General features: G+C 65.0%; 21 protein-coding genes. 12 read left to right on the top strand and 9 right to left on the bottom strand.

What is annotated here, in order from left to right; all coding sequences use genetic code 11:
- Positions 1-15: 15 nt before the first annotated feature.
- The 4 genes from trpA to pyrF are packed head-to-tail and all read right to left on the bottom strand — an operon-like array spanning position 16 to position 3,442.
- Complete coding sequence (gene trpA, locus ACE3OO_RS04315) at positions 16-837, bottom strand: tryptophan synthase subunit alpha (RefSeq protein ID WP_374300096.1); 822 nt, start codon at positions 835-837, stop codon at positions 16-18.
- Complete coding sequence (gene trpB / locus ACE3OO_RS04310; protein WP_374300094.1) at positions 834-2,045, bottom strand: tryptophan synthase subunit beta; 1,212 nt, start codon at positions 2,043-2,045, stop codon at positions 834-836. Before trpB ends, trpA begins: the two co-directional genes overlap by 4 nt.
- 21 nt (positions 2,046-2,066) lie before the next feature.
- Positions 2,067-2,708 carry a phosphoribosylanthranilate isomerase gene (locus ACE3OO_RS04305; protein WP_374300092.1) on the bottom strand — a complete coding sequence of 214 codons (642 nt, stop codon included), beginning with the start codon at positions 2,706-2,708 and terminating at the stop codon, positions 2,067-2,069.
- A 2-nt stretch (positions 2,709-2,710) separates the two neighbouring features.
- Positions 2,711-3,442, bottom strand: coding sequence for an orotidine-5'-phosphate decarboxylase (pyrF, locus tag ACE3OO_RS04300; RefSeq protein ID WP_374300090.1), 732 nt, complete (start codon positions 3,440-3,442; stop codon positions 2,711-2,713).
- A 71-nt stretch (positions 3,443-3,513) separates the two neighbouring features.
- Here pyrF and ACE3OO_RS04295 point away from each other — a divergent pair, with 71 nt between their 5' ends.
- The 6 genes from ACE3OO_RS04295 (at position 3,514) to ybaL (ending at position 11,080) form a co-directional block, all read left to right on the top strand.
- On the top strand, positions 3,514-4,548 hold the full coding sequence (locus ACE3OO_RS04295; protein ID WP_374300088.1) for a polysaccharide deacetylase family protein: 1,035 nt from the start codon (positions 3,514-3,516) through the stop codon (positions 4,546-4,548).
- 267 nt (positions 4,549-4,815) lie between these two features.
- Complete coding sequence (locus ACE3OO_RS04290) at positions 4,816-5,688, top strand: GyrI-like domain-containing protein (RefSeq protein ID WP_374300086.1); 873 nt, start codon at positions 4,816-4,818, stop codon at positions 5,686-5,688.
- Positions 5,689-5,818: 130 nt separating this feature from the next.
- Entirely contained in the window at positions 5,819-6,250 is a 432-nt protein-coding gene (locus ACE3OO_RS04285) for a hypothetical protein (protein WP_374300084.1), read from the top strand.
- 79 nt (positions 6,251-6,329) lie between these two features.
- Positions 6,330-7,787: an amidase gene (locus tag ACE3OO_RS04280; protein WP_374300082.1), complete on the top strand. Its 1,458-nt coding sequence runs from the start codon at positions 6,330-6,332 to the stop codon at positions 7,785-7,787.
- A 234-nt stretch (positions 7,788-8,021) separates the two neighbouring features.
- Positions 8,022-9,221 (top strand): threonine--tRNA ligase, encoded by a 1,200-nt coding sequence (gene thrS, locus ACE3OO_RS04275; RefSeq protein WP_374300080.1) that lies wholly within the window; start codon positions 8,022-8,024, stop codon positions 9,219-9,221.
- Positions 9,222-9,334: 113 nt separating this feature from the next.
- Positions 9,335-11,080, top strand: coding sequence for a YbaL family putative K(+) efflux transporter (gene ybaL / locus ACE3OO_RS04270; RefSeq protein WP_374300077.1), 1,746 nt, complete (start codon positions 9,335-9,337; stop codon positions 11,078-11,080).
- Here the strand turns inward: ybaL and ACE3OO_RS04265 are convergent.
- Positions 11,077-12,543 carry an alginate export family protein gene (locus ACE3OO_RS04265; protein WP_374300075.1) on the bottom strand — a complete coding sequence of 489 codons (1,467 nt, stop codon included), beginning with the start codon at positions 12,541-12,543 and terminating at the stop codon, positions 11,077-11,079. The two genes, ybaL and ACE3OO_RS04265, sit on opposite strands and share 4 nt — an antisense overlap.
- 162 nt (positions 12,544-12,705) lie before the next feature.
- On the opposite strand from ACE3OO_RS04265, the gene rph reads away from it, so the two are divergent.
- Genes rph through hemW form a run of 3 tightly spaced genes read left to right on the top strand, consistent with a single transcriptional unit; the run spans position 12,706 to position 15,231 of the window.
- Positions 12,706-13,434, top strand: a complete 729-nt coding sequence (rph, locus tag ACE3OO_RS04260) for a ribonuclease PH (RefSeq protein WP_374300073.1) — start codon at positions 12,706-12,708, stop codon at positions 13,432-13,434.
- A 5-nt stretch (positions 13,435-13,439) separates the two neighbouring features.
- Positions 13,440-14,063, top strand: a complete 624-nt coding sequence (gene rdgB, locus ACE3OO_RS04255) for an RdgB/HAM1 family non-canonical purine NTP pyrophosphatase (protein WP_374300071.1) — start codon at positions 13,440-13,442, stop codon at positions 14,061-14,063.
- The gene (gene hemW, locus ACE3OO_RS04250; protein WP_374300069.1) at positions 14,044-15,231 is read left to right on the top strand and encodes a radical SAM family heme chaperone HemW; all 1,188 of its coding nucleotides are present in this window, start codon (positions 14,044-14,046) and stop codon (positions 15,229-15,231) included. The genes rdgB and hemW overlap by 20 nt, the downstream gene beginning before the upstream one ends.
- An 83-nt stretch (positions 15,232-15,314) precedes the next feature.
- Here the strand turns inward: hemW and ACE3OO_RS04245 are convergent, their stop codons facing one another.
- The 3 genes from ACE3OO_RS04245 to ACE3OO_RS04235 all read right to left on the bottom strand — a co-directional run bounded on the left by ACE3OO_RS04245 (position 15,315) and on the right by ACE3OO_RS04235 (position 20,843).
- A complete protein-coding gene (locus ACE3OO_RS04245; RefSeq protein WP_374300067.1) occupies positions 15,315-16,433 on the bottom strand; it encodes a DUF2855 family protein in 1,119 nt (372 codons plus the stop codon).
- A gap of 108 nt (positions 16,434-16,541) precedes the next feature.
- Positions 16,542-19,688: an efflux RND transporter permease subunit gene (locus tag ACE3OO_RS04240; RefSeq protein ID WP_374300064.1), complete on the bottom strand. Its 3,147-nt coding sequence runs from the start codon at positions 19,686-19,688 to the stop codon at positions 16,542-16,544.
- 30 nt (positions 19,689-19,718) lie between these two features.
- A complete protein-coding gene (locus tag ACE3OO_RS04235; RefSeq protein ID WP_374300062.1) occupies positions 19,719-20,843 on the bottom strand; it encodes an efflux RND transporter periplasmic adaptor subunit in 1,125 nt (374 codons plus the stop codon).
- A gap of 180 nt (positions 20,844-21,023) precedes the next feature.
- Between ACE3OO_RS04235 and ACE3OO_RS04230 the strand changes: the two genes are divergently transcribed.
- The 3 genes from ACE3OO_RS04230 to ACE3OO_RS04220 all read left to right on the top strand — a co-directional run bounded on the left by ACE3OO_RS04230 (position 21,024) and on the right by ACE3OO_RS04220 (position 24,475).
- Entirely contained in the window at positions 21,024-21,482 is a 459-nt protein-coding gene (locus ACE3OO_RS04230) for a DUF488 family protein (RefSeq protein ID WP_374300060.1), read from the top strand.
- Between the two features lie 70 nt (positions 21,483-21,552).
- Entirely contained in the window at positions 21,553-22,518 is a 966-nt protein-coding gene (locus ACE3OO_RS04225; RefSeq protein WP_374300058.1) for a TAXI family TRAP transporter solute-binding subunit, read from the top strand.
- 100 nt (positions 22,519-22,618) lie between these two features.
- Entirely contained in the window at positions 22,619-24,475 is a 1,857-nt protein-coding gene (locus ACE3OO_RS04220) for a TRAP transporter permease (protein WP_374300056.1), read from the top strand.
- Here the strand turns inward: ACE3OO_RS04220 and ACE3OO_RS04215 are convergent.
- Complete coding sequence (locus ACE3OO_RS04215; protein WP_374300054.1) at positions 24,470-24,997, bottom strand: dihydrofolate reductase family protein; 528 nt, start codon at positions 24,995-24,997, stop codon at positions 24,470-24,472. The two genes, ACE3OO_RS04220 and ACE3OO_RS04215, sit on opposite strands and share 6 nt — an antisense overlap.

Raw genomic sequence — 24,997 nt, 5'->3', positions numbered from 1 at the left:
ATACTCCTTAAAGCTTCAGGCTGCCGCCTTGGCGACGCCGCGGATGGCCTTGCTCAGCTCGCGCACCAGCGCCAGCACGTGATCGGCCGGGTCGATCCCCTTCACCTGGGCCTCGGCGACGCGATCCACAAGGGCCGAGCCTACCACGGCGGCATCGGCCACGGCGGCGATCTCGGCCGCGCGCTTGCCGTCGCGGATGCCGAAACCGACGGCCACCGGCAGTTTCGTCTTCAGCTTGATCCGGGTCACCGCCTTGCCGACAGCATTCGGATCGGCCGCCGCCGCACCGGTGATGCCGGCAATCGACACATAATACAGGAAACCCGACGTATTGTTCAGCACGGCGGGCAGGCGGGCGTCGTCGGTGGTGGGGGTGGCGAGACGGATGAAATGCAGGCCGGCTTTGATGGCGGGAATGCAGAGCTCGTCGTCTTCTTCCGGCGGCAGATCGACCACGATCAGGCCATCCACGCCGGCAGTCTTGGCGTCACTCAGGAAAGCGTCGACGCCGTAAGCCGAGATCGGGTTGAAATACCCCATCAGCACGATCGGCGTGGCGTCGTCGGCCTTGCGGAAGCCGCGCACCAGATCCAGCGTCTTGCGCAAGGAGGCACCCTTGGCGAGCGCGCGCAGGTTGGCAGCCTCGATGGAGGGGCCATCGGCCATCGGGTCGGTGAAGGGCACGCCCAGTTCGATCAGGTCAGCGCCAGCCGCCGGCAGCCCGGCCAGCAGGCGGGCGCAGGTGTCGTGATCCGGGTCGCCCGCGGTGATGAAGGTGACGAGGCCGGCGCGACCGGCGGCCTTCAGGTCGGCAAAGCGTTTGTCGATGCGGCTCACAGCTTCACTCCCAGCGCTTTCGCCACCGTATAGATATCCTTGTCACCGCGGCCCGACAGGCAGACCGCCATCAGATGATCCTTCGGCAGCTTCGGCGCGAGCTTGGCGACATGGGCCAGCGCGTGGCTCGATTCCAGCGCCGGGATGATGCCCTCGATGCGCGACAGCAGCTGGAAGGCATCCAGCGCTTCCTTGTCGGTGGCCGAGACGTAATTCACGCGGCCCACATCATGCAGCCAGGCATGTTCGGGTCCGATGCCGGGATAATCCAGGCCGGCCGAGATGGTATGCGCCTCAAGGATCTGGCCGTTTTCGTCCTGCAGCAGGAAGGTACGGTTGCCATGCAGCACGCCGGGCACCCCCTTGGCCAGCGAGGCGGCGTGGCGGTCGGTCTCCAGTCCTTCGCCGGCGGCCTCGACGGCATAGATGTCGACATCCTTGTCGTCGAGGAAGGGATGGAACAGGCCCATGGCATTCGAGCCGCCGCCGATGCAGGCGACCAGGCTGTCGGGGATGCGGCCTTCCTTTTCCAGCATCTGGGCGCGGGTTTCCACGCCGATTACCGACTGGAAGTCGCGCACCAGCATCGGATAGGGATGCGGGCCGGCCACGGTGCCGATGATGTAGAAGGTGTCGTGCACGTTGGTGACCCAGTCGCGCAGGGCCTCGTTCATCGCATCCTTCAGGGTGCGCGAGCCGGATTTCACCGGACGCACCTCGGCACCGAGCAGCTTCATGCGGAACACGTTGGGCTGCTGCCGTTCGATATCGACCTCGCCCATGTAGATCACGCAGGGCAGGCCGAAGCGGGCCGCCACGGTGGCAGTCGCCACGCCATGCTGGCCGGCGCCGGTTTCGGCGATGATGCGCTTCTTGCCCATCCGCTTGGCCAGCAGGATCTGGCCGATGCAGTTGTTGATCTTGTGCGCGCCGGTATGGTTCAGCTCTTCGCGCTTGAGGTAGATCTTGGCGCCGCCGCAATGCTCGGTCAGGCGTTCGGCAAAATAGAGCGGGCTCGGCCGGCCGACATAATCCTTCAGCAGGTAATCCATCTCGGCTTTGAAGGCCGGGTCGCTCTTGGCTGCCGCATAATGCTTTTCCAGGTCGAGGATCAGCGGCATCAGCGTCTCGGCCACGAACCGGCCGCCGAATTTGCCGAAATGGCCTTTCTCGTCGGGTCCGGAGCGGTAGGAATTCAGCATGGTCATCGGTCTGGTCCTAAAACAGCATTACAGGCGGCGGGCGGCGTCGAGGAAGGCGCGGATCCTGGCCGGATCCTTTTTCCCCGGGGCGCTTTCCACCCCCGATGATACGTCAACGGCACTGGCACCGGATTGCTGGACGGCCAAAGAAAGATTCTCCGGCATCAGGCCGCCCGAGAGCAGCCAGGGTCGGTTGAACTTCGCGCCCTGCATGATGCTCCAGTCGAAGCTGGCGGCGTTGCCGCCCGGCCGGGTGGCGTCCTTCGGTGGCGCGGCGTCGAACATCAGCCAGTCGACGGCATCCTCGTAGGCTTTCGCGGCCTTGAGGTCGGCCTTCGAGGATACCTTGATCGCCTTGATGATCGGCAGGCCGAAATAGATGCTGATGGCACGGCAGCGTTCCGGCGTTTCGTCGCCATGGAGCTGCAGCAGGTCGAGCCGCGCCTTGGCCAGTATCCTGTCGAGGAAATCGGTTTCCGGATCGACGAAGACGCCGACGCGGTCGATGCCCGAGGGTACCTCGCGCAGCAAAGCCTCGGCCTGTTCGGCCGACAGGTTGCGCGGCGAGGCGGGGAAGAACACGAAGCCCAGCATGTCGGCGCCATGCTGCACGGCAGCCTCCACGGCGGCATCGTCGGTCAGGCCGCAGATCTTGGCCAGCACGGGCATGGTTACGCGGCCGCCGTTTCGCGCAGTTCCTGCGCGATGGCCCGGGCGCTGGCCTCGGGGCTGTCGGCCTCGGTGATCGGGCGGCCGATCACCAGATGGTCGGCGCCGAGCCTGAAGGCCTCACCCGGCGTCATCACGCGCTTCTGGTCGCCGGCCGCCGAACCTTTCGGGCGGATGCCCGGCACGACCAGCTTGAAATCGGGGCCGCAGGCCTTGCGCAGCATCTCGATCTCGGTGGCGGCGCAGATCACGCCATCGGCGCCGTTCTCCTGCGCCAGCTTGGCCAGACGCACCACATAGGCGCTGACGTCTTCATTCACGCCCACGGCGCGCAGGTCGGCTGTATCCAGCGAGGTCAGGGCGGTGACGGCCAGGATCCAGGGTTTCTGCTTGGCCGAATGGGCGGCGTCCACCGCGGCGCGGATCATCGCCGGCCCGCCCGAGGCGTGGATGGTCAGCATCATCGGCCCCATGGCGGCGGCGGCGGACCGCACCGCGCCGGCCACGGTGTTGGGGATGTCGTGGAATTTCAGGTCCAGGAACAGCGGCGTGCCCTGGGGCAGGATGGCGCGGACTTCGGCCGGGCCGTGGGCGGTGAAGAATTCCTTGCCCAGCTTGACCCCGAAACCGGCGGCGGCGGCGGCGCGGGCGCAGCGGCCGGCAAAGGCCAGTTCGATGGTGTCGATGGCGCAGAAGACGGGGGCGATGCGGCCCGGATTGGCGGTCTGAGGCATGGGCCGGGCTTATAGCGGAAAGTGCCGCCCAAGTCTCCCCTTTGCCGGGCTGGCCGGCTATGCTGGCGGCCATGAAAACCCCGAAATTTACCCTTTCCGCCATGGGGCTGACCGCGATCCTGGCCTGTGCCGTCCCGGCCATGGCGGCGGATCATGCCAGCATCCTGATGTACCACCGCTTCGGCGAGAACAGCGTGCCCAGCACCAACATCCGGCTGGAACAGTTCGACGCCCATATCGCCGAGCTGACCTCGGGCCGATATACCGTGCTGCCGCTGCCCGAGATCGTGGCGAAGCTGAAAGCCGGTCAGGCGCTGCCCGACCGCGCGGTCGCGATCACCGCCGACGACGCCTATATCTCGGCCTTCACCGAGGGCTGGCCGCGCCTGAAGAAAGCCGGCCTGCCCTTCACGCTGTTCGTTGCCACCGAGCCGGTGACCTCAAAACTGCGCGGCTACCTGACCTGGGACCAGATCCGGCAGCTCAAGAAAGAGGGCGTCACCATTGGCGCCCACAGCCACCGCCATCCCTCGCTGCCGGGCTTAAGCCCGGAAAAGGCCCGCGAGGACCTGGAAACCTCGATGAAGCTGTTCGAGCAGGAGCTGGGCGAAAAGCCCGACCTGTTCGCCTATCCCTTCGGCGAATGGGATGCCATGTCGCTGAAGCTGGTGAAGGACATGGGCTACAGCGTTGCCTTCGGCCAGCATTCCGGTGTCGCCCACGCAAAACACGACATGTTCTGGCTGCCCCGGTTTCCGATGAACGAAAGCTTCGGCAGCGTGGAGCGTGTGCGCCAGGCGCTGAACGCCCTGCCGCTGCCGGTGAGCGAGGTGGAGCCGGCCGACGTGCTGGTGAAGCTGGGCCAGAGCCCCAATCCGCCGACGCTCCGCTTCACCGTGGCGCCGGGCATCGAGCGGCTGAACCAGATGGTCTGCTATACCGGCCAGGGCAAATCGATCCAGCCCAGGGCCATCGCCGAGCGGCGCTACGAGCTGAAACCGCCCGAGGCTTTCACCCCGCCGCGTGATCGCATCAGTTGTACTTTGCCCTCGGCCGAGCAGGGCCGGTTTCGCTGGTTCGGCATCCAGTTCACGGTGACGAAGTAGGTTTTGCATCGCTTTGCGCATGTTTTGATGCGTTAAGTTGTTGAAATTGCATAATTGCGGTGGCCGGCCTTCGGTGCGGCGACCCGAGTTTCCATAAATAGTATTTGTACTGATTTTAATTGACCTAACAGAATATAAGAACATATAGTGAACTTTTGGCAAGCTGACAAGGAGGCGCGGACGGAGACGAGGCAGCCTGCACTCCGCAAGATTTATCAAACCGGCCTCTGCTAGCGTCTGCCTCAGTCGATACCCATTGAGGCTTTCATGTCCGTATCCCCGCCATCCGAGTCCGCCAGCCAGGCCGGTTATGTCCGCCGCTTCACCCGCGTGGTGGAATACATCTACGCCCATCTGGACGAGGCGCCTGATCTCAACACCCTGGCCGATGTGGCGGCGCTGTCGCCCTGGCACTGGCATCGCACCTGGCAGGCGGTTTACGGCGAGTCCGTCGTCAACACGGTGAAACGCCTGCGGCTGCAGCGCGCCGCCGCCGACCTGACCCATACCGACATGGCGCTGGAGGCCATCTGGCCGCGTGCCGGCTATGGCAGCCTGGCCGCCTTCACCCGCGCCTTCCGCGATGCCTATGGCATGCCGCCGGCGGAATTCCGCAAAGCGGGCAGCCATACCCGCTTTGCCATGCTCAACGCCCCGAAAGGATTTTCTCCCATGCACGATGTCGCCATCCGCAAGCTGCCGCCCGTATCGCTGGCCGTGGTGCCGCACAAGGGTTCGTATATGGAAATCGGCAAAGCCTTCGAGACGCTGTTCGGCACGTTGGGCGCGCGCAACCTGCTGCGGCCGGGCCTGTGCATGAAGGGTATATTCTACTCCGATCCAACCTCGGTGCCCGAGGCGGAATTGCAATCGGCCGCTGGCATCATGGTGCCCGATGCATCCTTTCCGATTGAAGCGCCGCTGCAGCGCGCCGAGCTGCGTGGCGGGGAGTATGCCGTGCTGCGCCACAAGGGACCGTATTCCGACATGAAGGCGGCTTACGACTGGCTGTATGGCGAATGGCTGGTGCAGTCGGGCCGCGAGGCCGCCGATGCGCCGGTGTTCGAGGACTACCTCAACAACCCGCGCGAAGTGCCGCCCACCGAGCTGCTGACCGACATCTGCCTGCCGCTGAAGTGACGATTGCCCTTGAGGCAATCGTCACCCCGGGCATTTGACCCGGGGTCCCATTGAGAAACGTGGTCAATGAAATGGGATGCCGGCCCGGGAAACTCTCCGGGGCCGGCATGACGTCAGGAGAGTGAGAACCATGCCAACATCCTGGACCGACAAACTGCGGAACGGCCGGCGCCATCAGGTGAAGCCCGTGCCGATCGATATCGCCGGCATGAAGGCCGGGCAGGTGATGCTGGTGCCTTCGCCGCAGCTGGTGGATGCCTTCATCCGCCGCCTGCCGGAAGGTCATGCCATGACGCTGCCGGAATTGCGCCAGGCCATGGCGCGGCGCCATCGCGCCGAGGTGACCTGTCCGATCACCATGGGTTTCCATCTGCGCATCGTGGCCGAGGCCGCCTGGGAGATGCATAACGCCGGCGCGAAGCCGGCCGATCTGACGCCGGTCTGGCGCGTGCTGGACGATGCATCGCCCACGCTGAAGAAACTGCCTGCCCCTGCCGTGGCCTTCATGCGCGCGCGGCGGCGCGCAGAGGGCTTGCCAGCACGGCCATCCGGCGCGCTATAGTGCCGGCAGCCCCGCCGCTCCAGGCGGCGTCGCCTCGCATACATGCATCATATCCCATACATCAATCCCGGAGAGTCGTATGGAGTTCCGCACGGCAAGTGAACTCGTTGCCGCCTTGCGCGCGCGACAGGTTTCCGCCCTCGAGCTGACCGAGCAGGCCATCGCCTGCATCGAGAGTGTGGATGGCCGGCTGAACGCCATCCCGGTGCGCGATTTCGCGCGCGCCCGTGAGGCCGCGAAAGCCGCCGATGCCGCGCTGGCGAAAGGCGAGGGCGGCGCGCTGCTTGGATTGCCGATGACGGTGAAGGAGAGCTTCAACGTCGCCGGTCTGCCCACCACCTGGGGCATTCCGAACACGGCAACGATCCCGGTGACGCAGGACGCCGTTGCGGTGGCGCGGCTGAAGGCCGCCGGCGCGGTAGTGCTGGGCAAGAGCAACATCTCCATGGTGCTGGCCGACTGGCAGGCCAGCAATCCGGTCTATGGCACCACGAACAATCCCTGGGACGTGAACCGCACACCAGGCGGCTCGTCGGGCGGCGCGGCCGCTGCCCTAGCGGCGGGGTATGTGGCGCTGGAGCTGGGCTCCGACCTGGGCGGTTCGCTGCGCATCCCGGCGCATTTCTGCGGCGTCTATGCGCATAAGCCGTCGCTCGACCTGCTGCCCACACATGGTCATACGCCGCCGGGCCTGCCGGTCCTGTCGGTGGTGCCGCAGCATGATTTGCCGGTGATCGGTCCGATGGCGCGTTCGGCTGCCGACCTGATGCTGGCGCTCGATGTGCTGGCCGGGCCAGACGAAGCGCGCGCCATTGCCTACCGGCTGGAACTGCCGGCACCGCGCCATGATGCGCTGAAGGATTATCGCGTGCTGGTTCTGGATCAGCATCCGCTGGTGCCCACGGATGCGGCCGTCCGCGAGGCCGTCGAGGCGCTGGCGGCAAAACTTGAGCAGGCCGGCTGCCGCGTCGGTCGCGTCAGTGCCGCCCTGCCTGATCTGTCGCTGATCACCAGCACATATATGCGGCTGGTGATGGCTTTCATGGGCGGCACCATGCCGGAGCCCGATTATAAAACAGCCGTATCGCAGGCCGCAGGCATTCCCGAGGCGGCGGCCGACCTGCGCAGCCTGTCGCTGCGCAGCCGCGTGGCCAGCCATCGCGACTGGATGCAGGCCGACTTCGTCCGTACCGGCCTGTCGCATCAGTGGCGCGGCTTTTTCCGCGACTGGGATATCCTGCTTTGCCCGGTGACGCCGACGGCCGCCTTTCCGCATGACGCGCGGGCATGGGAAGAACGCAGCATCACGGTCGATGGCCGTCCGGTGCGCTACGGCGACCAGTTCATCTGGCCGGGCATCGCCACGCTCTGCGGTTTGCCGGCGACGGCCATGCCGGCGGGGTTGTCGCAGAATGGCCTGCCCGTGGGCCTGCAGGCGATCGGGCCGTTCCTGGAAGACCGCACATCGATTCAGTTCGCGCATCTGGTCGAGCAGGCTTTCGGCGGCTTCGCGCCGCCGCCGGCGATGCGGCAATAAATTCCCGCTTGACGCATCCGTGCGCGGCGCTTACCGTCGCGCCCACCATGCAGAGCATTATTCTCACCGTCGTCACCATTAAGGTTACCGCCACCGGCGGGGAGCCCTGGTGTCACGCGTGAGCAGATAACGCATCGCATCCACCCAGGGGCCCCGCCGGAAACGGACGGGGCCCCGGTCGTTTCAGGGTCCTGTCCGCTTCCGGCACGCTCCGCACAACAAGGAGTTTTCGCCGTGAATCAGAGTATGGACGCCTACGATCACCGGGTGCTGGGCACGAAGCTCGACCTGTTCCACCAGCAGGAGGAGGGGCCGGGCATGGTGTTCTGGCACCCGCGCGGTTTCGCGCTGTATCGCGTGGTGGAGGATTATATCCGCCGCCGCATGCGTGAGGCCGGCTTCCTGGAAATCCGCACGCCGCAACTGCTCAGCTATTCCCTGTGGGAGCAGAGCGGCCATGCCGAGAAGTTCGCCAACGAAATGTATCGGCTGAATTCCGGCAACCGGCCTTTCGCGCTGAAGCCGATGAGCTGCCCGGGCCATGTGCAGGTATTCAACAAGACGCTGCGTTCGGTGCATGAGTTGCCGTTGCGCTATTGCGAATTCGGCGCATGCCACCGCGACGAACCCTCGGGCGCGCTGCAGGGCCTGATGCGCACGCGCAGCTTCGTGCAGGACGATGCGCATATCTTCTGCACGGAGGCGCAGATCGAGCAGGAAGTGCAGCGCTTCTGCGAATTGCTGCGCAGCATCTATGCCGATTTCGGCTTCGGCGCGCCGCTGGTTTTCTTCGCGACAAGGCCGGCCAAGCGTGCCGGCGACGACGCCACCTGGGACCGTGCCGAAGCAGCCCTTGTGATGGCGGCGCGCAAGGCCGGGCTGGATTTCGCCATCCGCAACGGCGAGGGTGCCTTCTACGGTCCGAAGCTGGAATTCCACCTGCGTGACAGCCATGGCCGAAGCTGGCAATGCGGCACTGTGCAGCTCGATTTCGTGCTGCCCGAGCGGCTGGGCGTGGAGTATGTCGGCAGCGACAATGGGCGCGCGCGGCCGGTGCTGATCCATCACGCCGTGCTGGGCAGCCTGGAGCGGTTCATCGGCATGCTGCTGGAGCATTACCGCGGCGCGTTGCCGCTGTGGCTGGCGCCCGAGCAGCTCGTGGTGGCCAACGTGACCGATGCCCATGCGGGCTATGCGCGCAAGGCCGCCGCCGCGCTGGGCCGCGAGGGGTATCGCGTGGCGGTCGACAGCCGGCCGGAACGCCTGAGCCGCAAGATCGCCGAGGCGCATGACCAGGGCGTGCCGCTGGTGGCCGTGGCCGGCGAGCGCGAGGCGGAGCGCGGTTCGCTCAGTTTGCGCTGGCGCAGCGGCCGGCAGGTGGAGCTGCCGATCGCCGAAGCCGCGCGGCAATTGCGGCATGAAGCCTTTCGCTGAGAGAAGCGCGGAGCTTTTCCGCGCCGATCCGCGATTTTTAATTGAAGCAGGAGGACCGGAACCCTATTTAGGAAGGATCCCAAAAATCAAACACCGAGAGGATACCCCGACGGATGCCCCATCAGACGCCGCTGATTGCCACCATCGTCATGGGCCTTGTGCTCGCGTTTGTTTTTGGCGCGGTTGCCAATCGGCTGCGGGTATCTCCGCTGGTGGGTTATCTGCTGGCCGGCGTGCTGGTCGGGCCGTTCACCCCCGGCTTCGTCGCCGACCAGGCGCTGGCCAACGAGCTGGCCGAGATCGGCGTGATCCTGCTGATGTTCGGCGTCGGGCTGCATTTCTCGCTGAAGGACCTGCTGTCGGTGAAGGCCATCGCCATCCCCGGCGCGGTGGGCCAGATCGCGGTGGCAACCCTGATGGGACTGGGCCTTTCATGGGCGATGGGCTGGCCGCTGGGTGGCGGCTTCATCTTTGGTCTGGCCCTGTCGGTTGCCTCGACGGTCGTGCTGCTGCGTGCCCTGCAGGAACGCCGCCTGATCGAAACCGAGCGCGGCCGCATCGCCGTCGGCTGGCTGATCGTGGAGGATCTTGCCATGGTGCTGGCGCTGGTGCTGCTGCCGGCGCTGGGCGGCGTGGTGGGGCAGGGCGAGGACCCGTCGCTGCAGGGCGGGCTGCCCAGCCGGGAAATCCTGATCACGCTGGCGATCACCCTGGGCAAGGTGGTGGCTTTCGTGGCGCTGATGCTGGTGGTTGGCCGGCGGCTGATTCCCTGGGTGCTGCATTACGTGGTGCATACCGGCTCGCGCGAGCTGTTCCGGCTGGCCGTGCTGGCGATCGCACTCGGCGTGGCCTTCGGCGCGGCCAAGCTGTTTGGCGTGTCGTTTGCGCTGGGCGCCTTCTTCGCCGGCATGGTGATGAGCGAATCCCCGCTCAGCCACGAAGCGGCCAATGAATCGCTGCCGCTGCGCGACGCCTTCGCCGTGTTGTTCTTCGTCTCGGTCGGCATGCTGTTCGATCCGGCGATCCTGCTGCGCGATCCGCTGCCGGTGCTGGCCACGGTGTTCATCATCGTGATCGGCAAGTCTCTGGCCGCCTTCCTGATCGTGCTGGCCTTCCGCCACCCGCTGAACACCGCGCTGCTGATCTCGGCCAGCCTGGCGCAGATTGGCGAATTCTCCTTCATCCTCGCCGCGCTGGGCGTGGAAATGAAACTGCTGCCTCCGGAAGGCCGCGACCTGATCCTGGTCGGCGCCATCCTGTCGATCCTGCTTAACCCGCTGGCCTTCGCCGGCATTGAATGGCTGAAACCGCGGCTGGAGCGGCGGCTGAGCGGGCAGGATGCCGGGCAGGCCGTGCCTGAGCCCAGCGGACAGGCTTCCGCCGCCGTGCCCGATCCCGAGACCACCCCGCAGCCTACCGCGCTGCGCGACCATGTGGTGCTGATCGGTTACGGCCGGGTCGGTAGCCTGGTCGGCACGGCTCTGCGCGACCGTGGAATTCCATTCCTCGTCATCGAGGATGTCGACAAGCGGGTGAAGGATTTACGTGAGCAGGGCGTTGAAGTGCTGGCCGGCAACGCCACCCGCGCGGATGTGCTGGCCGCTGCGAATCTGGCGCAGGCGCGGCAGCTGATCCTCGCCATCCCGAATGTGTTCGAGGCTGGTGCCGTGGTGCAGGTGGCGCGCGGGATCAATCCGGCGCTGGATATCATCGCCCGTGCCCATGCCGATGCCGAAGTCGATCACCTCACGGGCCATGGCGCGACGACAGTAATCATGGGCGAGCGCGAGATCGCACGCGCCATGATCGAGCGGTTCCCTGCCGCCGCGTCGCCGGATTCGGGACCGGCCGCAGCCTAGAACGAGTAACCGAACACCACCTGGCCCAGATACGTGGTGCGGTCAGTGGCGTCTGAGGTCCCGAGTTGCTGGCGGCGGCCGTCGCCGGCCTTGGCCGCGCCCAGCAGGCCGGTGACGCTCAAGCCTTTCACGGGGGTTGCCCATTCGGCATAGACGTTCAGCTCGGTGAGCAGATCGTCCGAGGTGACGCCGTTGGCGGTGTCGGGCTTGTCGAAGAAATGCCGGTACAGCACCGCACCGAGGCCAAGCTCCTCCAGGGGCTGCAGCTTCACATGCAGCATGTGGCTGTTCAGGTTGGAATTGCCGTTGGGCGTGTAGCGCGTGTAGATCTCGCCCAGGTCCCAGGTGCCGAAACCGCGGGGGCCGCCACCGGTAAAGAGCGAGTCCCAGGCGGTGTTGCGACCGTCATTGGAATTATTATCGCCGCTGAAATGGGCATAGCGGTAGCTGATGCGTGGCGTCCAGGGCAGGGCCGAGAGTGTATATTGCGGCTCGACATACCAGGCATGGGCACGGCTCTTGCGACCGGTATCGCCGTTCCGCTGCAGGCCCAGTTCGGAATACAGCGCGAAATCCTGCCAGCCCTCGCCCAGCCCGCTGAGCAAGGCGCCGCCGCTGCGCAGGGCATAGACATCCAGGCCCTTGCGGTTGGCGGAAACGCCGGTATCGGCCTCGTAGACCGTAAGCGCGGTGAGGCCGACATACCACAGGCGCTCTTCATACTCGAAACGGCCGTGATCCTTGTGGCCGGAGGCGAACCATTCGATGTTGCCGCCATACAGGCTGGTGGCGGCGGCATCGCCCGCGCGCATGAAATCCTGGTCGACATTGCCCTCCAGGTGGAAAATATCGGCGCGTACCGGCTCGGTATTGAGCCGGACGATGGCGGTGCGATCGAAGCTGGAGCGCGGTCCCAGCACATAGGCAGCGCGGCGCTGGCCTTCCGCCGTGCCATCCATCAGCAGGAAGCCGTCGCCCACGGAAAACGGCTGGCGGCCGAGCGAGAGATCGACGGCATCCTCGCCCAGGCGCGCGAAGGTGATGCCGGATTTCCAACCCAGGTAGGCATCCTCGATGTCCAGCGCTTCGGGCCGGTCGCTGGTGGAAGAGTTGCGCTGCGCATCGCCCTGCCCGCGGGTGGCGCTGCCCACCAGTTTGAAACCGCCATACAGGCTGCTGTCGCCCAGATGCCAGTCAGCGGCAAGGCCCGGTGCGAGATAGCCTTCGCTCATGGCGCGGCCGCCGGCCCGTTCGCTGCTGCCAAGGGCCTGGCTGCCCAGGCCGTGCTGGGCATTGGCGACGCTGAACAGGCCGAAGCCGGCATCCAGCGTCAGGGTCAGGTCGAGCTCGCCGATCGAATGGGTGAGGCCGCGGGCCTCATGATCGTCGTCTGCCGCCATGGCGGGCAGGGCCACGCAGCAGACGGCAAGCAGGGCAGATGGCAAAAACAGGCGGCGGGACATCGCATTACTCCGGGCTTTTCTGGCGGCGGCTGGTCGACTGGAGTGCAAAAGGCTAGATTGCTTCTAGTCTGCGGGGATGGCCTGTCAAGCATGGCTTGTTCCTGCTGGCCGGATCGACTAGAACAACCCTCGATTTTCAGACTTATTCGCGAGGAGATACCCATGCGTCCGAGCGGCCGCAAAGCCGACCAGTTGCGTCCGATCCGTCTGGAGCCGGGCTTTGCCAAATACGCCGAAGGGTCCTGTCTGGTGAAATTCGGCGAGACCCATGTCCTCTGCGCCGCCACGGTGGAAGAAAAGGTGCCGCCCTTCCTGCGCAATACCGGCCGTGGCTGGGTGACGGCGGAATACGGCATGCTGCCGCGCTCGACCCATTCGCGCACCGAACGCGAGGCTTCGCGCGGCAAGCAGTCGGGCCGCACCCAGGAAATCCAGCGTCTGGTCGGCCGCAGCCTGCGCGCGGTCACCAACCTGTCTGGCTTCGGCGAACGGCAGATTCGCCTGGATTGCGACGTGCTGCAGGCCGATGGCGGTACGCGCACGGCGGCGATCACCGGTTCCTGGGTCGCATTGCATTACGCCTTTGCCAAGCTGGTGAAGGATGGCGCCATCGCGCAGATCCCGCTGGTGGGGCAGGTCGGCGCGGTGAGCTGCGGCCTGTGCGACGGCCAGCCGGTGCTCGATCTTGATTACGCGGAAGATTCCACCGCGCAGGCCGATGCCAATTTCGTGCTGACCGATACCGGAGCGATCGTGGAAGTGCAGGGCACGGCCGAGAAGGATCCCTTTTCGGAAGACCAGTTCGCGGCAATGCTCAAGCTGGCCAAAAGCGGCATCACCGAATTGATGGCCCTGCAGCGTCAGGCCCTGGGCCAAACCCTGGGAAAGTAAGCGCCATGGCTCGGCGTCCTTTCGACGGCGGCCGGCTGGTGATCGCCAGCCATAATGCCGGCAAGCTGCGCGAGATCGCCGACCTGCTGGCGCCATTTGCCGTGCAGGCGGTGTCGGCCGGCGAGCTTGGTCTGCCCGAGCCGGAAGAAACCGGTGAGACCTTCGTGGCGAATGCCGAACTGAAGGCCCTGGCCTCGGCGCGTGGTGCGGGCCTGCCGGCGCTGGCCGATGATTCCGGCATGAGCGTCGATGCGCTGGATGGCGCACCCGGCATTTACTCGGCGCGCTGGGCCGGGCCGAAGAAGGACTTCAATTACGCCATGGACAAGGTGTGGCGCGCCGTGCAGGAGAAGGGCATCGAGCCGCCCTTCCGCGCCCAGTTCGTTTGTGCGCTGTCGCTCGCCTGGCCCGATGGCCATGTGGAGAGCTTCGAAGGCGTGGTGCATGGCCGGCTGATCTGGCCGCCGCGTGGCAGCTACGGCTTCGGTTACGATCCGATGTTCCTGCCAGAGAGCGAGGTTGGCTTCGGCAATCGCAGCTTCGGCGAGATGCCGCCCGAGGAAAAGCATGCGATCAGCCACCGCGCGCTGGCTTTCAGGCAATTGATCGATGCGTGCTTCCGGCACTGACAGCGGCACTCCGCGACGCGGCTTCGGCCTGTACGTGCATTGGCCGTTCTGCGTCTCGAAATGTCCCTATTGCGATTTCAATTCCCATGTGCGCGAGACGATCGACACCGCGCGCTGGCATGTCGCGTATCAGGCCGAGCTGGCGCATTACGCCGCTGCCGGGGTTGGCGCCGGCGAGAAGATCACTTCGGTCTTCTTCGGCGGTGGCACGCCGTCGCTGATGCCGCCGGAGACGGTTGCCGGCATTCTCGACGCGGCGCGCTGGCACTGGGGCTTTGCCGAGGATGTCGAGATCACGCTGGAAGCCAATCCGAATTCGGCCGAGGCCGGTAAATTCGCCGATTTCGCGGCCGCCGGCATCAACCGTCTGTCCATCGGCGTGCAGAGCTTTGACGAGGCCGCGCTGAAATTCCTCGGGCGCGCCCATGATGCAGGCGAAGCGCGCAGGGCCATCGAAGTCGCGCGGAAAGCGGTGCCGCGTTATTCCTTCGACCTCATCTATGCCCGTCCGGGCCAGACAGCAGAGAGCTGGCGTGCGGAACTGGACGAGGCGCTGGCTTTGGCCGGCGATCATCTTTCGCTTTACACGCTGACCATCGAACCCAATACCGGCTTCGCCGGTGCGGTTGCGCGTGGTGCGCTGAAGCCGATGGATAATGACGCGCAGGCCGCACTCTATGACCTGACGCAGGAGATCATGGAGCAGGCCGGCCTGCCGGCCTACGAGATTTCCAATCATGCCCGCCCCGGTGGGGAAAGCCGGCACAACCTGGTCTACTGGCGCAGCGGGCAGTATCTCGGCCTTGGCCCGGGTGCCCATGCGCGGCTGCGGGGCCGTGAGGGTTGGCAGGCGATCCAAAACCGGCGCAAGCCGGAAGCCTGGCTGGAGCAGGTGGAGCGGCAGGGCGAGGGCCGCGACAGCTTGACGGTGGTTTCGGCGCAGGAGCGCGCGGAAGAGGCGCTGATGATGGGCCTGCGCCTGACCGAAGGGGTTTACGCGGAAAACTTCCGCGCTGCCTGTGGCCTCGATCTCGATACCGTGGTGCCGCCCGAACGCAGTGCGCCGCTGGAAGAAGCGGGCCTGCTGATCCGTACGCCGGAAAAGATCGTGGCGACGAAAGAGGGCCGTGCGGTGCTGGACGGCCTGCTGGCGAAACTGCTGGCATAAAGGCATGGATGGCCGGGACACGTCCGGTCATGACATCAAAATACTGGTCGTCATGCCCGGACCTGACCCGGGAATCAGGTTCTTCAATCCCACAGGCTGAGGATATGCCCCTCGCGGGGTTTCACCTTGCCGTCCAGTGTCGCGCGATAGACGGCTTCCACGTCCCTGCGGCCACCGGCCTGCACCGTCAGCCAGCCCTTGGCCGTGCCCATGAAATCGCGCCAGGCCGCCACCAGGCGCAGATCAAAGCCGCCGGGGCCCCAATCCTTGTTGCGTTTCACGATGCGGTCGGGGGCGAAGAAAAAGACCGGCTTCGGTCCGGGCAGGCCCTTGCCGGGCGGGTTCATCTCGCGATGTGACAGGCCGACGGCACAGGAATATTTCAGATCATCGCCGAAATGCTCATGAATGCTGCGGCGGATATCGGCACTGCCGGCGAAGTCGACATATACCGCTGGCTGTCGTGGCAGGCCGGCGATGGCACCATATGTGACAACTTGATCGTAGCAGCCCAGGCCCTCGACAAAGGTACGATTGCCGGCCGAGGTGAGGCCGATCACCGTCACGGCCTTGCGTTTGTGCAACTGGTGCGCCAGTGCAAAGGCGGTTTTCGACGAGGCGGAGGACAGGATCACCGCCTGGGCGCCGAAGAAGTGTTCATCGGCCAGGAAATCGTCGATCAGGAACGACGTGATGAACAGCGGCCGCAGCAGCGACTGCATGGCCTCGAAATCCGGCGCGTAATCGGGATCGCCGGTGACGCGGCCATACCGATTATAGGCCGGCGGCAGACTGGTGCGATGCGGCGTGGCATCGGTGAAGGCGTCGTCGCTCACCTTGCCCGGTTGCAGCACCACATGGCTCGCCATCGGCAGAAAGCCGAAGATGCGCTCATCCACCGCGATGGTCGGGTGGCGTGAGGCGATCACCTCGGCAAAACCCCAGACCGGAATGATTCCGAAAGCCGGATCGGCTGCCGGATAGAATTGCCAATAGGCCAGCCGGTCGCCCAGTTCGGCATAGGTGATGTTGTTGGCCGTGAAGGCAAAACTATCGACCTTGAGCAGAAGCTGGCCCGGCTGCAGACTGTTCTGCTCGAAGGACGTGTCGATGAATTGCGTCTGGCGCAGGTCGTCCTTGCGCACCAGGAAACTGCGGATGGTCAGCTGGTCCTTGGCGGTGGCGGTCAGAATCTGCGACATGAGCCCTCCCTGTCATAAGGCGTTCTGCCTGTAATCTAGGGCAGCAGCACAGACACCGATATGACAAGTTTAGAACCGGCGGCCGCCTGATTTAGCGGTATCTAGCTGTTATTCGGCCGGATGTTTCTCGGCTGACGCCACGTCATGTCCGTGATCCGGCGCCTTCGGAAGCCGGCGGCTGACCCAGGCACCCAGATCGTCGAGATAGGTGAAGATCACCGGAGTCACGATCAGGGTGAGAATGGTGGACGAGATCAGGCCGCCGATCACCGCATGGGCCATGGCCGAGGTCTGTTTGGCGCCTTCACCCAGGGCCAGGGCCAGCGGCATCATGCCGAAGATCATCGCCAGCGTGGTCATCATGATCGGGCGCAGCCGGATTTCGCCGGCTTCCAGGATTGCCTCAAGGCGATCCAGGCCGCTGCGACGGGCATGGTTGACGAAATCGATCAGCAGGATGGCGTTTTTGGTCACCAGGCCCATCAGCATGATGAAGCCGATGATCGAGAAGATATTGAGCGTCGATCCCCACAGCCACAGGCCGATGATCACACCGATCAGCGACAGCGGCAGCGAAGCCATGATGGCGAAAGGTTGCAGGAAGCTGCCGAATTGCGAGGCCAGGATCAGGTAGATGAAGATGATGGCCAACAGCAGGGCGGCGGCGGCGAAGCCGGCGGATTCCTTCATGTCTTTCGAGGCGCCGCCGAACCAGAAGCGGTAGCCGGGCGGCAATTTCATCTGTTCGAGTTTTGCTTGGATCTCGCGGCCAGCCTCGCCCACCGGGCGATTATAGGTGGAGGCGGTGAGCAGCACTTCGCGTGCCAGGTCGCGGCGGTTGATCTGCGTCGAACCGGCCGAGGGCTTGATCTGCACCACCTGGGCCAGGGCGATCATCTTCGGATTGCCGTCGGCATTCATCTGGTTGGAGGCGACATAGATGCGTTCCAGGTCGGGCAGGCCGGTCCGGTCATCGCGCGGCAGGCGTACGAAGACATCGTAGTCCTCGTCATCCGGCGCCTTCCAGGTGCCGGCTTCCTCGCCAGCCAGCAACGGCCGCAAGGTCGCGGCAATCGAGGCAACGCTGACGCCCAGATCGGCAGCCAGGGCGCGGTCGACATCCAGTGCCACGGTGGGCTTGTTGGCCTTCAGGCTGGACTCAAGGTCCACCACGCCGGGCACGGTGCGGATGATCGCCATGGCTTCCTGCGACAGGCGGTCAAGCTCGGCGATATCCTGACCCTTCAGGGCGATCATGATCGGCTTGTTCAGGCCGCCGCCCAGGTTGGGCAGACCGATGTTGATGTTATCGACGCCGGCGATCTGGCCCAGGCGGTCGCGGAAGGGCTGCGTCATCTGCTGCGGCGTACGCTTGCGCTGCTCCAGCGGCACGAAACGCACATACAGCGTGCCGACATTGCGCCGCGCGAAGGCGCCGGCGTTGATCGAGGCGAAAGAATATTCGACCTCGGGGAATTCCTTCAGGGCATCCTGCACCTGACGGATCTTGGCCTCGGTGTAATCGATGGCCGAACCGGGCGGGGTGGTGATCTCGACCAGGATTTCCGACAGGTCGGGTTCCGGCACGAATTCGGTGCCCAGCCGGCCGACCAGCATGACGCTGCCGACCAGGCTGAGCACGGCGATCAGCAGAACAACCCACCGCCGGCGCAGACTCCAGCGCAGGATATGGCGATAGATCCGGCCCAGCCGTTCCATGATCCTGTCGACCTGTGCCACGGCGCGGCCGATCGGTCCGCGCTTGGCGTTGGGCAGGCTGTCGGGATCGTGCCAGACGCTGGACAGCATAGGGTCGAGCGTGAAGCTGACGAACAATGAGATCAGCACCGCCACCGTGACGGTGATGCCGAACTGCAGAAAGAAGCGCCCGATGATGCCGCCCATGAAGGCGACCGGCAGGAAGACGGCGACAATGGAGAAGGTGGTGGCCAGCACGGCCAGGCCGATCTCGTTGGTGCCGTCCAGCGCCGCCTGGCGGTGGCTCTTGCCCATGGCGACATGGCGGGTGATGTTCTCGCGTACCACGATGGCATCGTCGATCAGGATGCCAATGGCGAGCGACAGCGCCATGAGGGTGAGCTTGTTCAGCGTGAAGCCGGCGGCATAAACCGCCGCCAGCGTGCCGATCACTGCGATGGGCAGCGTAAGTCCGGTGATGATGGTGCTGCGCCAGGAATTGAGGAACAGGAAGACGATCAGCACGGTGAGGATGGCGCCTTCGATCAGGGTGCGCTGCACGCCGTTGACCGAGATGAGGATGGCGCGGCTGTCGTCGCGCATGAACTGCAGGGTGATATCGGAGGGCAGGTCGGCCTGCAGATCCTTAACGGCCTGCTTCAGGCCGGTGATGACTTCCAGCGTGTTCGAGCCCTGGACCTTGATGAAGCTGATCGCCAGCAGGCGGTCGCCATCGAACAGGGCGACGGCATCCTTCTCCTCGGTGCCGTCCTCCACCGTGGCGACATCGCCCAGCGTGACCGAAGCGCCGCCGCGCCGCGCCAGCACCAGTTGGGCCAGGTTGCGCGGATCGGTGACGCGACCCTCGATCTGCACCACGAATTCGGTCTGCGGCCGGGTCAGCGTGCCGACGGGAAGCTGCTGGTTCTCGCTTTTCAGCACGTTGATCAACTGATCCATGCCGATGCCGTAGGCCTGCATCTTTTCCGGATTCGGCAGGATGTTGATGCGGCGCTTCACGCCGCCGACGATGTAGGCCTGGCCGACGCCGCGCACGGTCTGCAGGCGTTTGAGGATCACCTGGTCGGCCAGCGTGGTCAGCTCGCGCAGGTCGCGGCGCTCGGTGCGCACGGCGATCGAGGCGATCGGCTGGCTGTCGGGCGAAAAACGGGTGATTTCCGGCGTCTTGATCTCGTCGCGGAATTTCGGCGTCACCTGCGCGATCTTTTCGCGCACGTCCTGCACGGCTTCCACGGCATCGACGGTCAGCTCGAATTCGATGATCACCGTCGAGCGACCTTCCAGCGAGCGCGAGGTGAGCGAGCGCACGCCGCTGATGGTATTGACCGCATCCTCGATCGGGCGGGTGACTTCGCTTTCCACGCTTTCCGGCGTGGCGCCGGGATAGGCGGTGCCGACCACCACGATGGGGAATTCCACATCGGGGAACTGCTCGATGCTGAGCTTGAAATAGGCGAACAGGCCCACCACCAGCAGCGACGCCATCATCATGGTGGCGAAGACCGGATTGTTGACGCTGATACGGGTGAGCCACATGGCCGGTTTTCTCCCCCTCTGCGCCGCGGATCAGCGGCCGGCGATGCGGGCGGGCAGCCCGTCGCCCAGGCGCAGGCCGGGGGTGGCGACAACGGTCTCGCCAGCCGAGATGCCGCCGGCAATCGCCACGCGGCCATCGGGCGTGCCTGACAATGCCACCTGCACGGCGCGGCGTTCCAGGCGGTTGTCCTTCAGCACATAGACGACGTCGGCATCCTTCTCGCGCCGTACGGCCTCGACCGGGATGGCGACGGCGTTGCGCTGTTCGGCCAGTATGGCTTCGCCGCTGCCGAACATGCCGCCGCGCAGCACCAGATCAGGATTCTTGAGCAGGATGTAAACCGGGATCGAACGCGAACCGCTCTGCGCCGTGGGGTTGATGCGTTCGATATGCCCGTCGAAAGCGCGGTCGCCGAAGCCTTCCACATGCAGCAGCACCTTCTGGCCGGTTTTCAGCTGCGGTACGTCGCGGGCCGGCACCAGGGCCTCGACTTCCATCACGTCGAGGTCGGCGATGACGAACAGCTTGGCATCCACCGCCACGCGTTCGCCCGGATTGACGAAGCGTTCGGCCACCAGGCCGTCCAGCGGGGCATAGATGGCGGCATCGTTCAGCGCCTTGCGCGCCATGGTGACCTGCTGTTCCAGCGCGGCCACATTGGCGCGGGCGTTGCGCCAGCTGTTTTCGGCCTCGTCCAGCGCGGTCTGCGATTTCACGCCGCGCTGGGTCAGCGTCACGGCCTTTTCGCGGTTGGTCTGGGCCAGGGTGAGGGCGGAGCGCGCGCTTTCCAGGTTGCTCTGCTTCTCGCGCAGGCGGGCACCCAGGTCGGCGGTGTCCAGCCGGGCCAGAAGCTGGCCCCTCTTCACGCTTTCGCCGCGGCGAACGGTCACGTCCTGCACCACGGCGGCCACCTCGGCACGCACCTGGCTCTGGTTCAGCGGCTGCAGGCTGCCGCTCATCCGCACCACCTGGCGCAAATCGGCAATTCTGGCTTCCGTCAGGTCGGCGGGTGAGAATTCGATGCCCTCGAAACGGGCCGGCTCGGCGGTGCTGACCGCCTTCACGGGCTGGCGGCCTTTCGCCAGATACAGCCCGCCGCTGGCGACAACCGCCAGGGCAAGCAGGGCCAGACCGATCTTGGCTACACGTTTCATGGCACGATATTCCCCCGCCCGGGCCGTATTTCCCCGGCCGCGCTGTATATATAGATACGCTGGAAATCCGTCCATCCTGCGTGGGTTACCAGCCGGTAACTGTGATAGCAGTCACAAAACCCGGCCAGGCCCTTATGAGGCTGGCCGGCCTGAGGCGTGGCGGGGCAATTGGGCCAGAGGATGCAGATATACAGTATCGGCCATTCCAATCATCCGGCGGAGCGGTTCGCCGATCTGCTGCGGCGGCACGGGATCCGGCAGCTGGCCGATCTGCGTTCGAAACCGGCGTCGCGTTACGTGCCGCAGTTCAACCGGGCGGCGCTGCAGGCCCTGCTGGACCGGGCGGGAATCGACTATCGCTGGTTCGGCGAAAGCCTGGGCGGCAAACCGCGCGCCGTCGAGCCGGATTTCCAGCACGGCATTACCGCGCTGATCGACTGGGCCGCTCAGGGGCCAACGGCGATGATGTGTGCCGAGGCCGATCCGCGACACTGCCATCGCACGCATCTGGTGACGCCCGCCCTGCTGCTGCGCGGTGTAAGTGTGGTTCATATCCAGGCCGATGGCGCATTGCTGCCGCATGACGCGCTGCAACACGAAAAAATCGCGGCGCGACCGCAGCTCGATCTGTTCAGTTGACTGATCTTTGCTTGACGTCGCGGCATCGGCTGCGCACACTTCCGCCCACAAAAATAAACGGGAGGATAACATGCGTCACAGCAGCATCGGCCGCGCCGTGTTCATTGCGGCCTTCAGCCTTGGCATTGCCGGCTTCGTTTCCACTGGCGCGCAGGCGCAGACCTACAAGTTGATGACCGGCCCGCAGGGCGGCGTCTGGGTGCCGATGGGCGGCACCATGAAAGCAATGTTCGAAAAGGCGGTGACGGGCGTCACCATCCAGACCCTGCCGGGCGCCGGCATCGCCAACGTGAAGGGTGTTGAGGAAAGCAAGGCCGATTTCGGCTTTGGCAACTCGATCTCCACGGTCGATGCGATCAACGGCAATCCGCCGTTTGAGAAAAAGGCCGCCAATGTCTGCCAGGTCGCCAACCTGTATCCGCAGTATTTCCAGGTCGTGGTGACCACGGATTCCAAGATCGAAAAGGTTCCCGACATGAAGGGCAAGTCGATCGCGGTGCAGACCAAGGGCAATACGGCGGAAGCCATCTCGGCCGACATGCTGAAAGCCAACAAGCTGTCGTATAACGACATGGGCAAGGTCAACTTCATGGCCTCGTACAATGATGCCGCCGCCCTGCTGAAGGACGGTCATGCCCAGGTCTTCACGCTGGGCACCACCATCCCGGCCGCCTCGATCATGGATCTGGCCACTGCCCGCGACATCAAGCTGCTGCCGGCGACGGATGCCGACGTGGCCGAGATGAAGAAGATCAACAAGGGCTACGTGAAGGGCGTCGTGCCGGCCAACACCTACCCCAAGCAGGACAAGGATGTGCCGGTGATCGCCTATTCGGCGCATTTCATCGCGTCCTGCAAACTGCCAGAGGCGCATGTCTATGAGATCACCAAGGCCATGGCGACGCATATCGCCGATCTGGCCGCGGTGAACAAGGCGATGGCCAAGATGACGGCGAAGGACATGGCCGAGGATATCGGCGTGCCCTTCCATCCGGGCGCGGCGAAATACTACCGCGAAGTCGGCGCTCTGAAGTAAACGCTTGAGGCGTACTGGCCGGCGTCGCTTTTGGACGGGCGACGCCGGTCCTTTTTTTCGCAGCCCCCGCAGAGGGGCGTGATCGGCTCGGGGGCGAAGCATGGAAAGCAGAACATTGGTGGGGCGCGTGGTGGTCCCGATCGGCGTGGCAATGGCGCTGTATCACATGTGGGTCATTGCCATGGGCCCGCCGCAGGCGCTGGTCTTTCGCGGCATCCATCTGGCTTTCGCGCTTGCCCTCGTGCTGCTGCTCTATCCTTTCGCGCAGGATGCCACCGGTCGCCGCCGCTTCGTCTGGCTGGATGCCCTGCTGTTCGCCGGCGGGGCGCTGGCGCTCGGCCACCTGTTCGTCAATCTCGATTATTTCATCAACCGCATCATCTATATCGATGACCTCAAGCCGCTCGATGTCGTTGCCGGTGTCGCATTGGTCGTCATCGTGCTGGATTGCACGCGCCGGGTGATCGGCTGGGCGCTGCCGATCACGGCGCTGGTCTTCATGGGCCACGCCCTATTCGTCACGCAGGTCGACCCGTTCACATTGCTCGACCAGCTCTATATGACCACCGAGGGCATTTTCGGATCGACGCTCGGCGTCTCGGCTGCCTATGTGATGATCTTCGTGCTGTTCGGCGCCTTCATGGAACGCACCGGCACCGGCAAGCTGTTCATGGATTTCGCGCTGGCCCTGACCGGCCGGCAGGCCGGCGGTCCGGGCAAGGTGGCGGTGGTGTCGTCGTCGCTGTTCGGCACCATTTCCGGCTCGGCGGTGGCCAATGTGATGGTGGATGGACCGATCACGATTCCACTGATGAAACGCAGCGGTTTCAAGCCATCCTTCGCGGCGGCGGTGGAATCGGTTGCCTCCACCGGCGGCCAGATCATGCCGCCGATCATGGGTGCGGCGGCCTTCGTGATGGCGGAGTTCCTCGCGGTCTCCTACGCGACCGTGGTGGTCTGGGCGCTGATCCCCTCGCTGCTCTATTACCTGGCCTGTTTCGGCGCGGTGCATTTCGAGGCCAAGCGGCGCGGCCTGCATGGCCTGCCGGCGCATGAAGTGCCGCGTATGGCCGGCGTGCTGAAGGAGCGCGGCCATCTGTTCATCCCGGTGGCGGTGATCCTGGGTGGCATGTTCATGGGCTATTCCGCGCCGCTCTGCGCCCTGGCCGGCACGCTGGCCTGTTTCCCGGTTGCCATGCTGCGCGCCAATACGCGGCAGGGGTTGCGGCTGGAGATGGTGTGGGATGCCCTGCAGGATGGGGCGCGCAACACGCTGGCGGTGGCGCTGGCCTGCGCCTGCGCCGGCCTAGTGATCGGTTCGATCACGTTGACCGGCCTTGGCATCACTTTCACCAACTGGGTGGTTGGCCTGTCGCAGAACAGCCTGTTGCTGGCGCTGGTGCTGACCGCCATCGCCGGCATCATCCTTGGCATGGGCATGCCGACGACACCGGCCTATATCGTCATGGTGTCGCTGATGGTGCCGGCGATCATGAAGCTGGGCGTGATCGAGTCCGCCGCGCATATGTTCGCCTTCTATTTCGCCATCCTGTCGGCGATCACGCCACCAGTGGCTCTGGCGGTGTATGCCGCGGCCAGTCTGGCAAAAGCGAATATATGGGAAGCGGGCTGGGCGGCAGTGCGCACCGGCGCGGCCGGCTTCATCGTGCCGTTCATGTTCGTCTACGAGCCGGCCCTGCTGGCGATCGGGGACTGGCCCGACATCCTGCATGCCGCTGTCAGTGCATCCATCGGCTGCCTGACCCTTGCGGCCGGCCTGTATGGCTACCTGATCCGGCCGGCATTGATGTGGGAACGGGCCTTGCTGGTGGCGGCGGCGCTCTGCCTGATCAAACCGGGCCTGATCACCGACCTGATCGGCATCGGGTTGATCGTGGTGGTGTTCATCGCCCAAAAGGCGATCGCCCGCGATCCGCAGCTGGGCAAGGCGTCATAATCGCGGCTTGTAGACCAGTTTCATCACGCCGCGGGACAGCGCCTCGGACTCGACCAGTTCGAGGCGCAGGTCGCGCCGACCCGGCGGCAGCAGGGGCAGGCCCTCGCCGATCATGTGCGGGATGACATAGAGCTCGAAGCGGTCGATGGCGCCGATGTCGAGGAAACCGGCCCAGAGCTGCGGGCCGCCGAACAGCCAAACATCGCCGTTCGAGGTCTGTCGCAGTTCATTAGCCAGTGCGGAAAAATCGGCCCGCCGCGTTTGCGCGCCATCCGGCAGGTTCGACAAATCCTGCGCGGTCACCACATAGACGGCCTTGCCGGCATAGGGCCAGGCGTCGCCGAAGCTGCGGCTCATTTCATAGGAGGCACGTCCCATCACGATGCCGCCGATTCCGGCCATGAAACTCTCAAAGCCGAATTCAGCGGGATCATAGTCGTGCAGCCAATCCACGCTGCCATCAGGTCGGGCAATGAATCCATCGGCGCTGATCGCCAGGTAGGCGCGAAACAGAACGGTCAT

The sequence above is a fragment of the Ferrovibrio sp. genome, from assembly GCF_041906005.1.
Lineage (GTDB): Bacteria > Pseudomonadota > Alphaproteobacteria > Ferrovibrionales > Ferrovibrionaceae > Ferrovibrio.
Note: the sequence above shows the minus strand (reverse complement) of the source record. Positions and strands in the feature narration are given on the sequence as shown.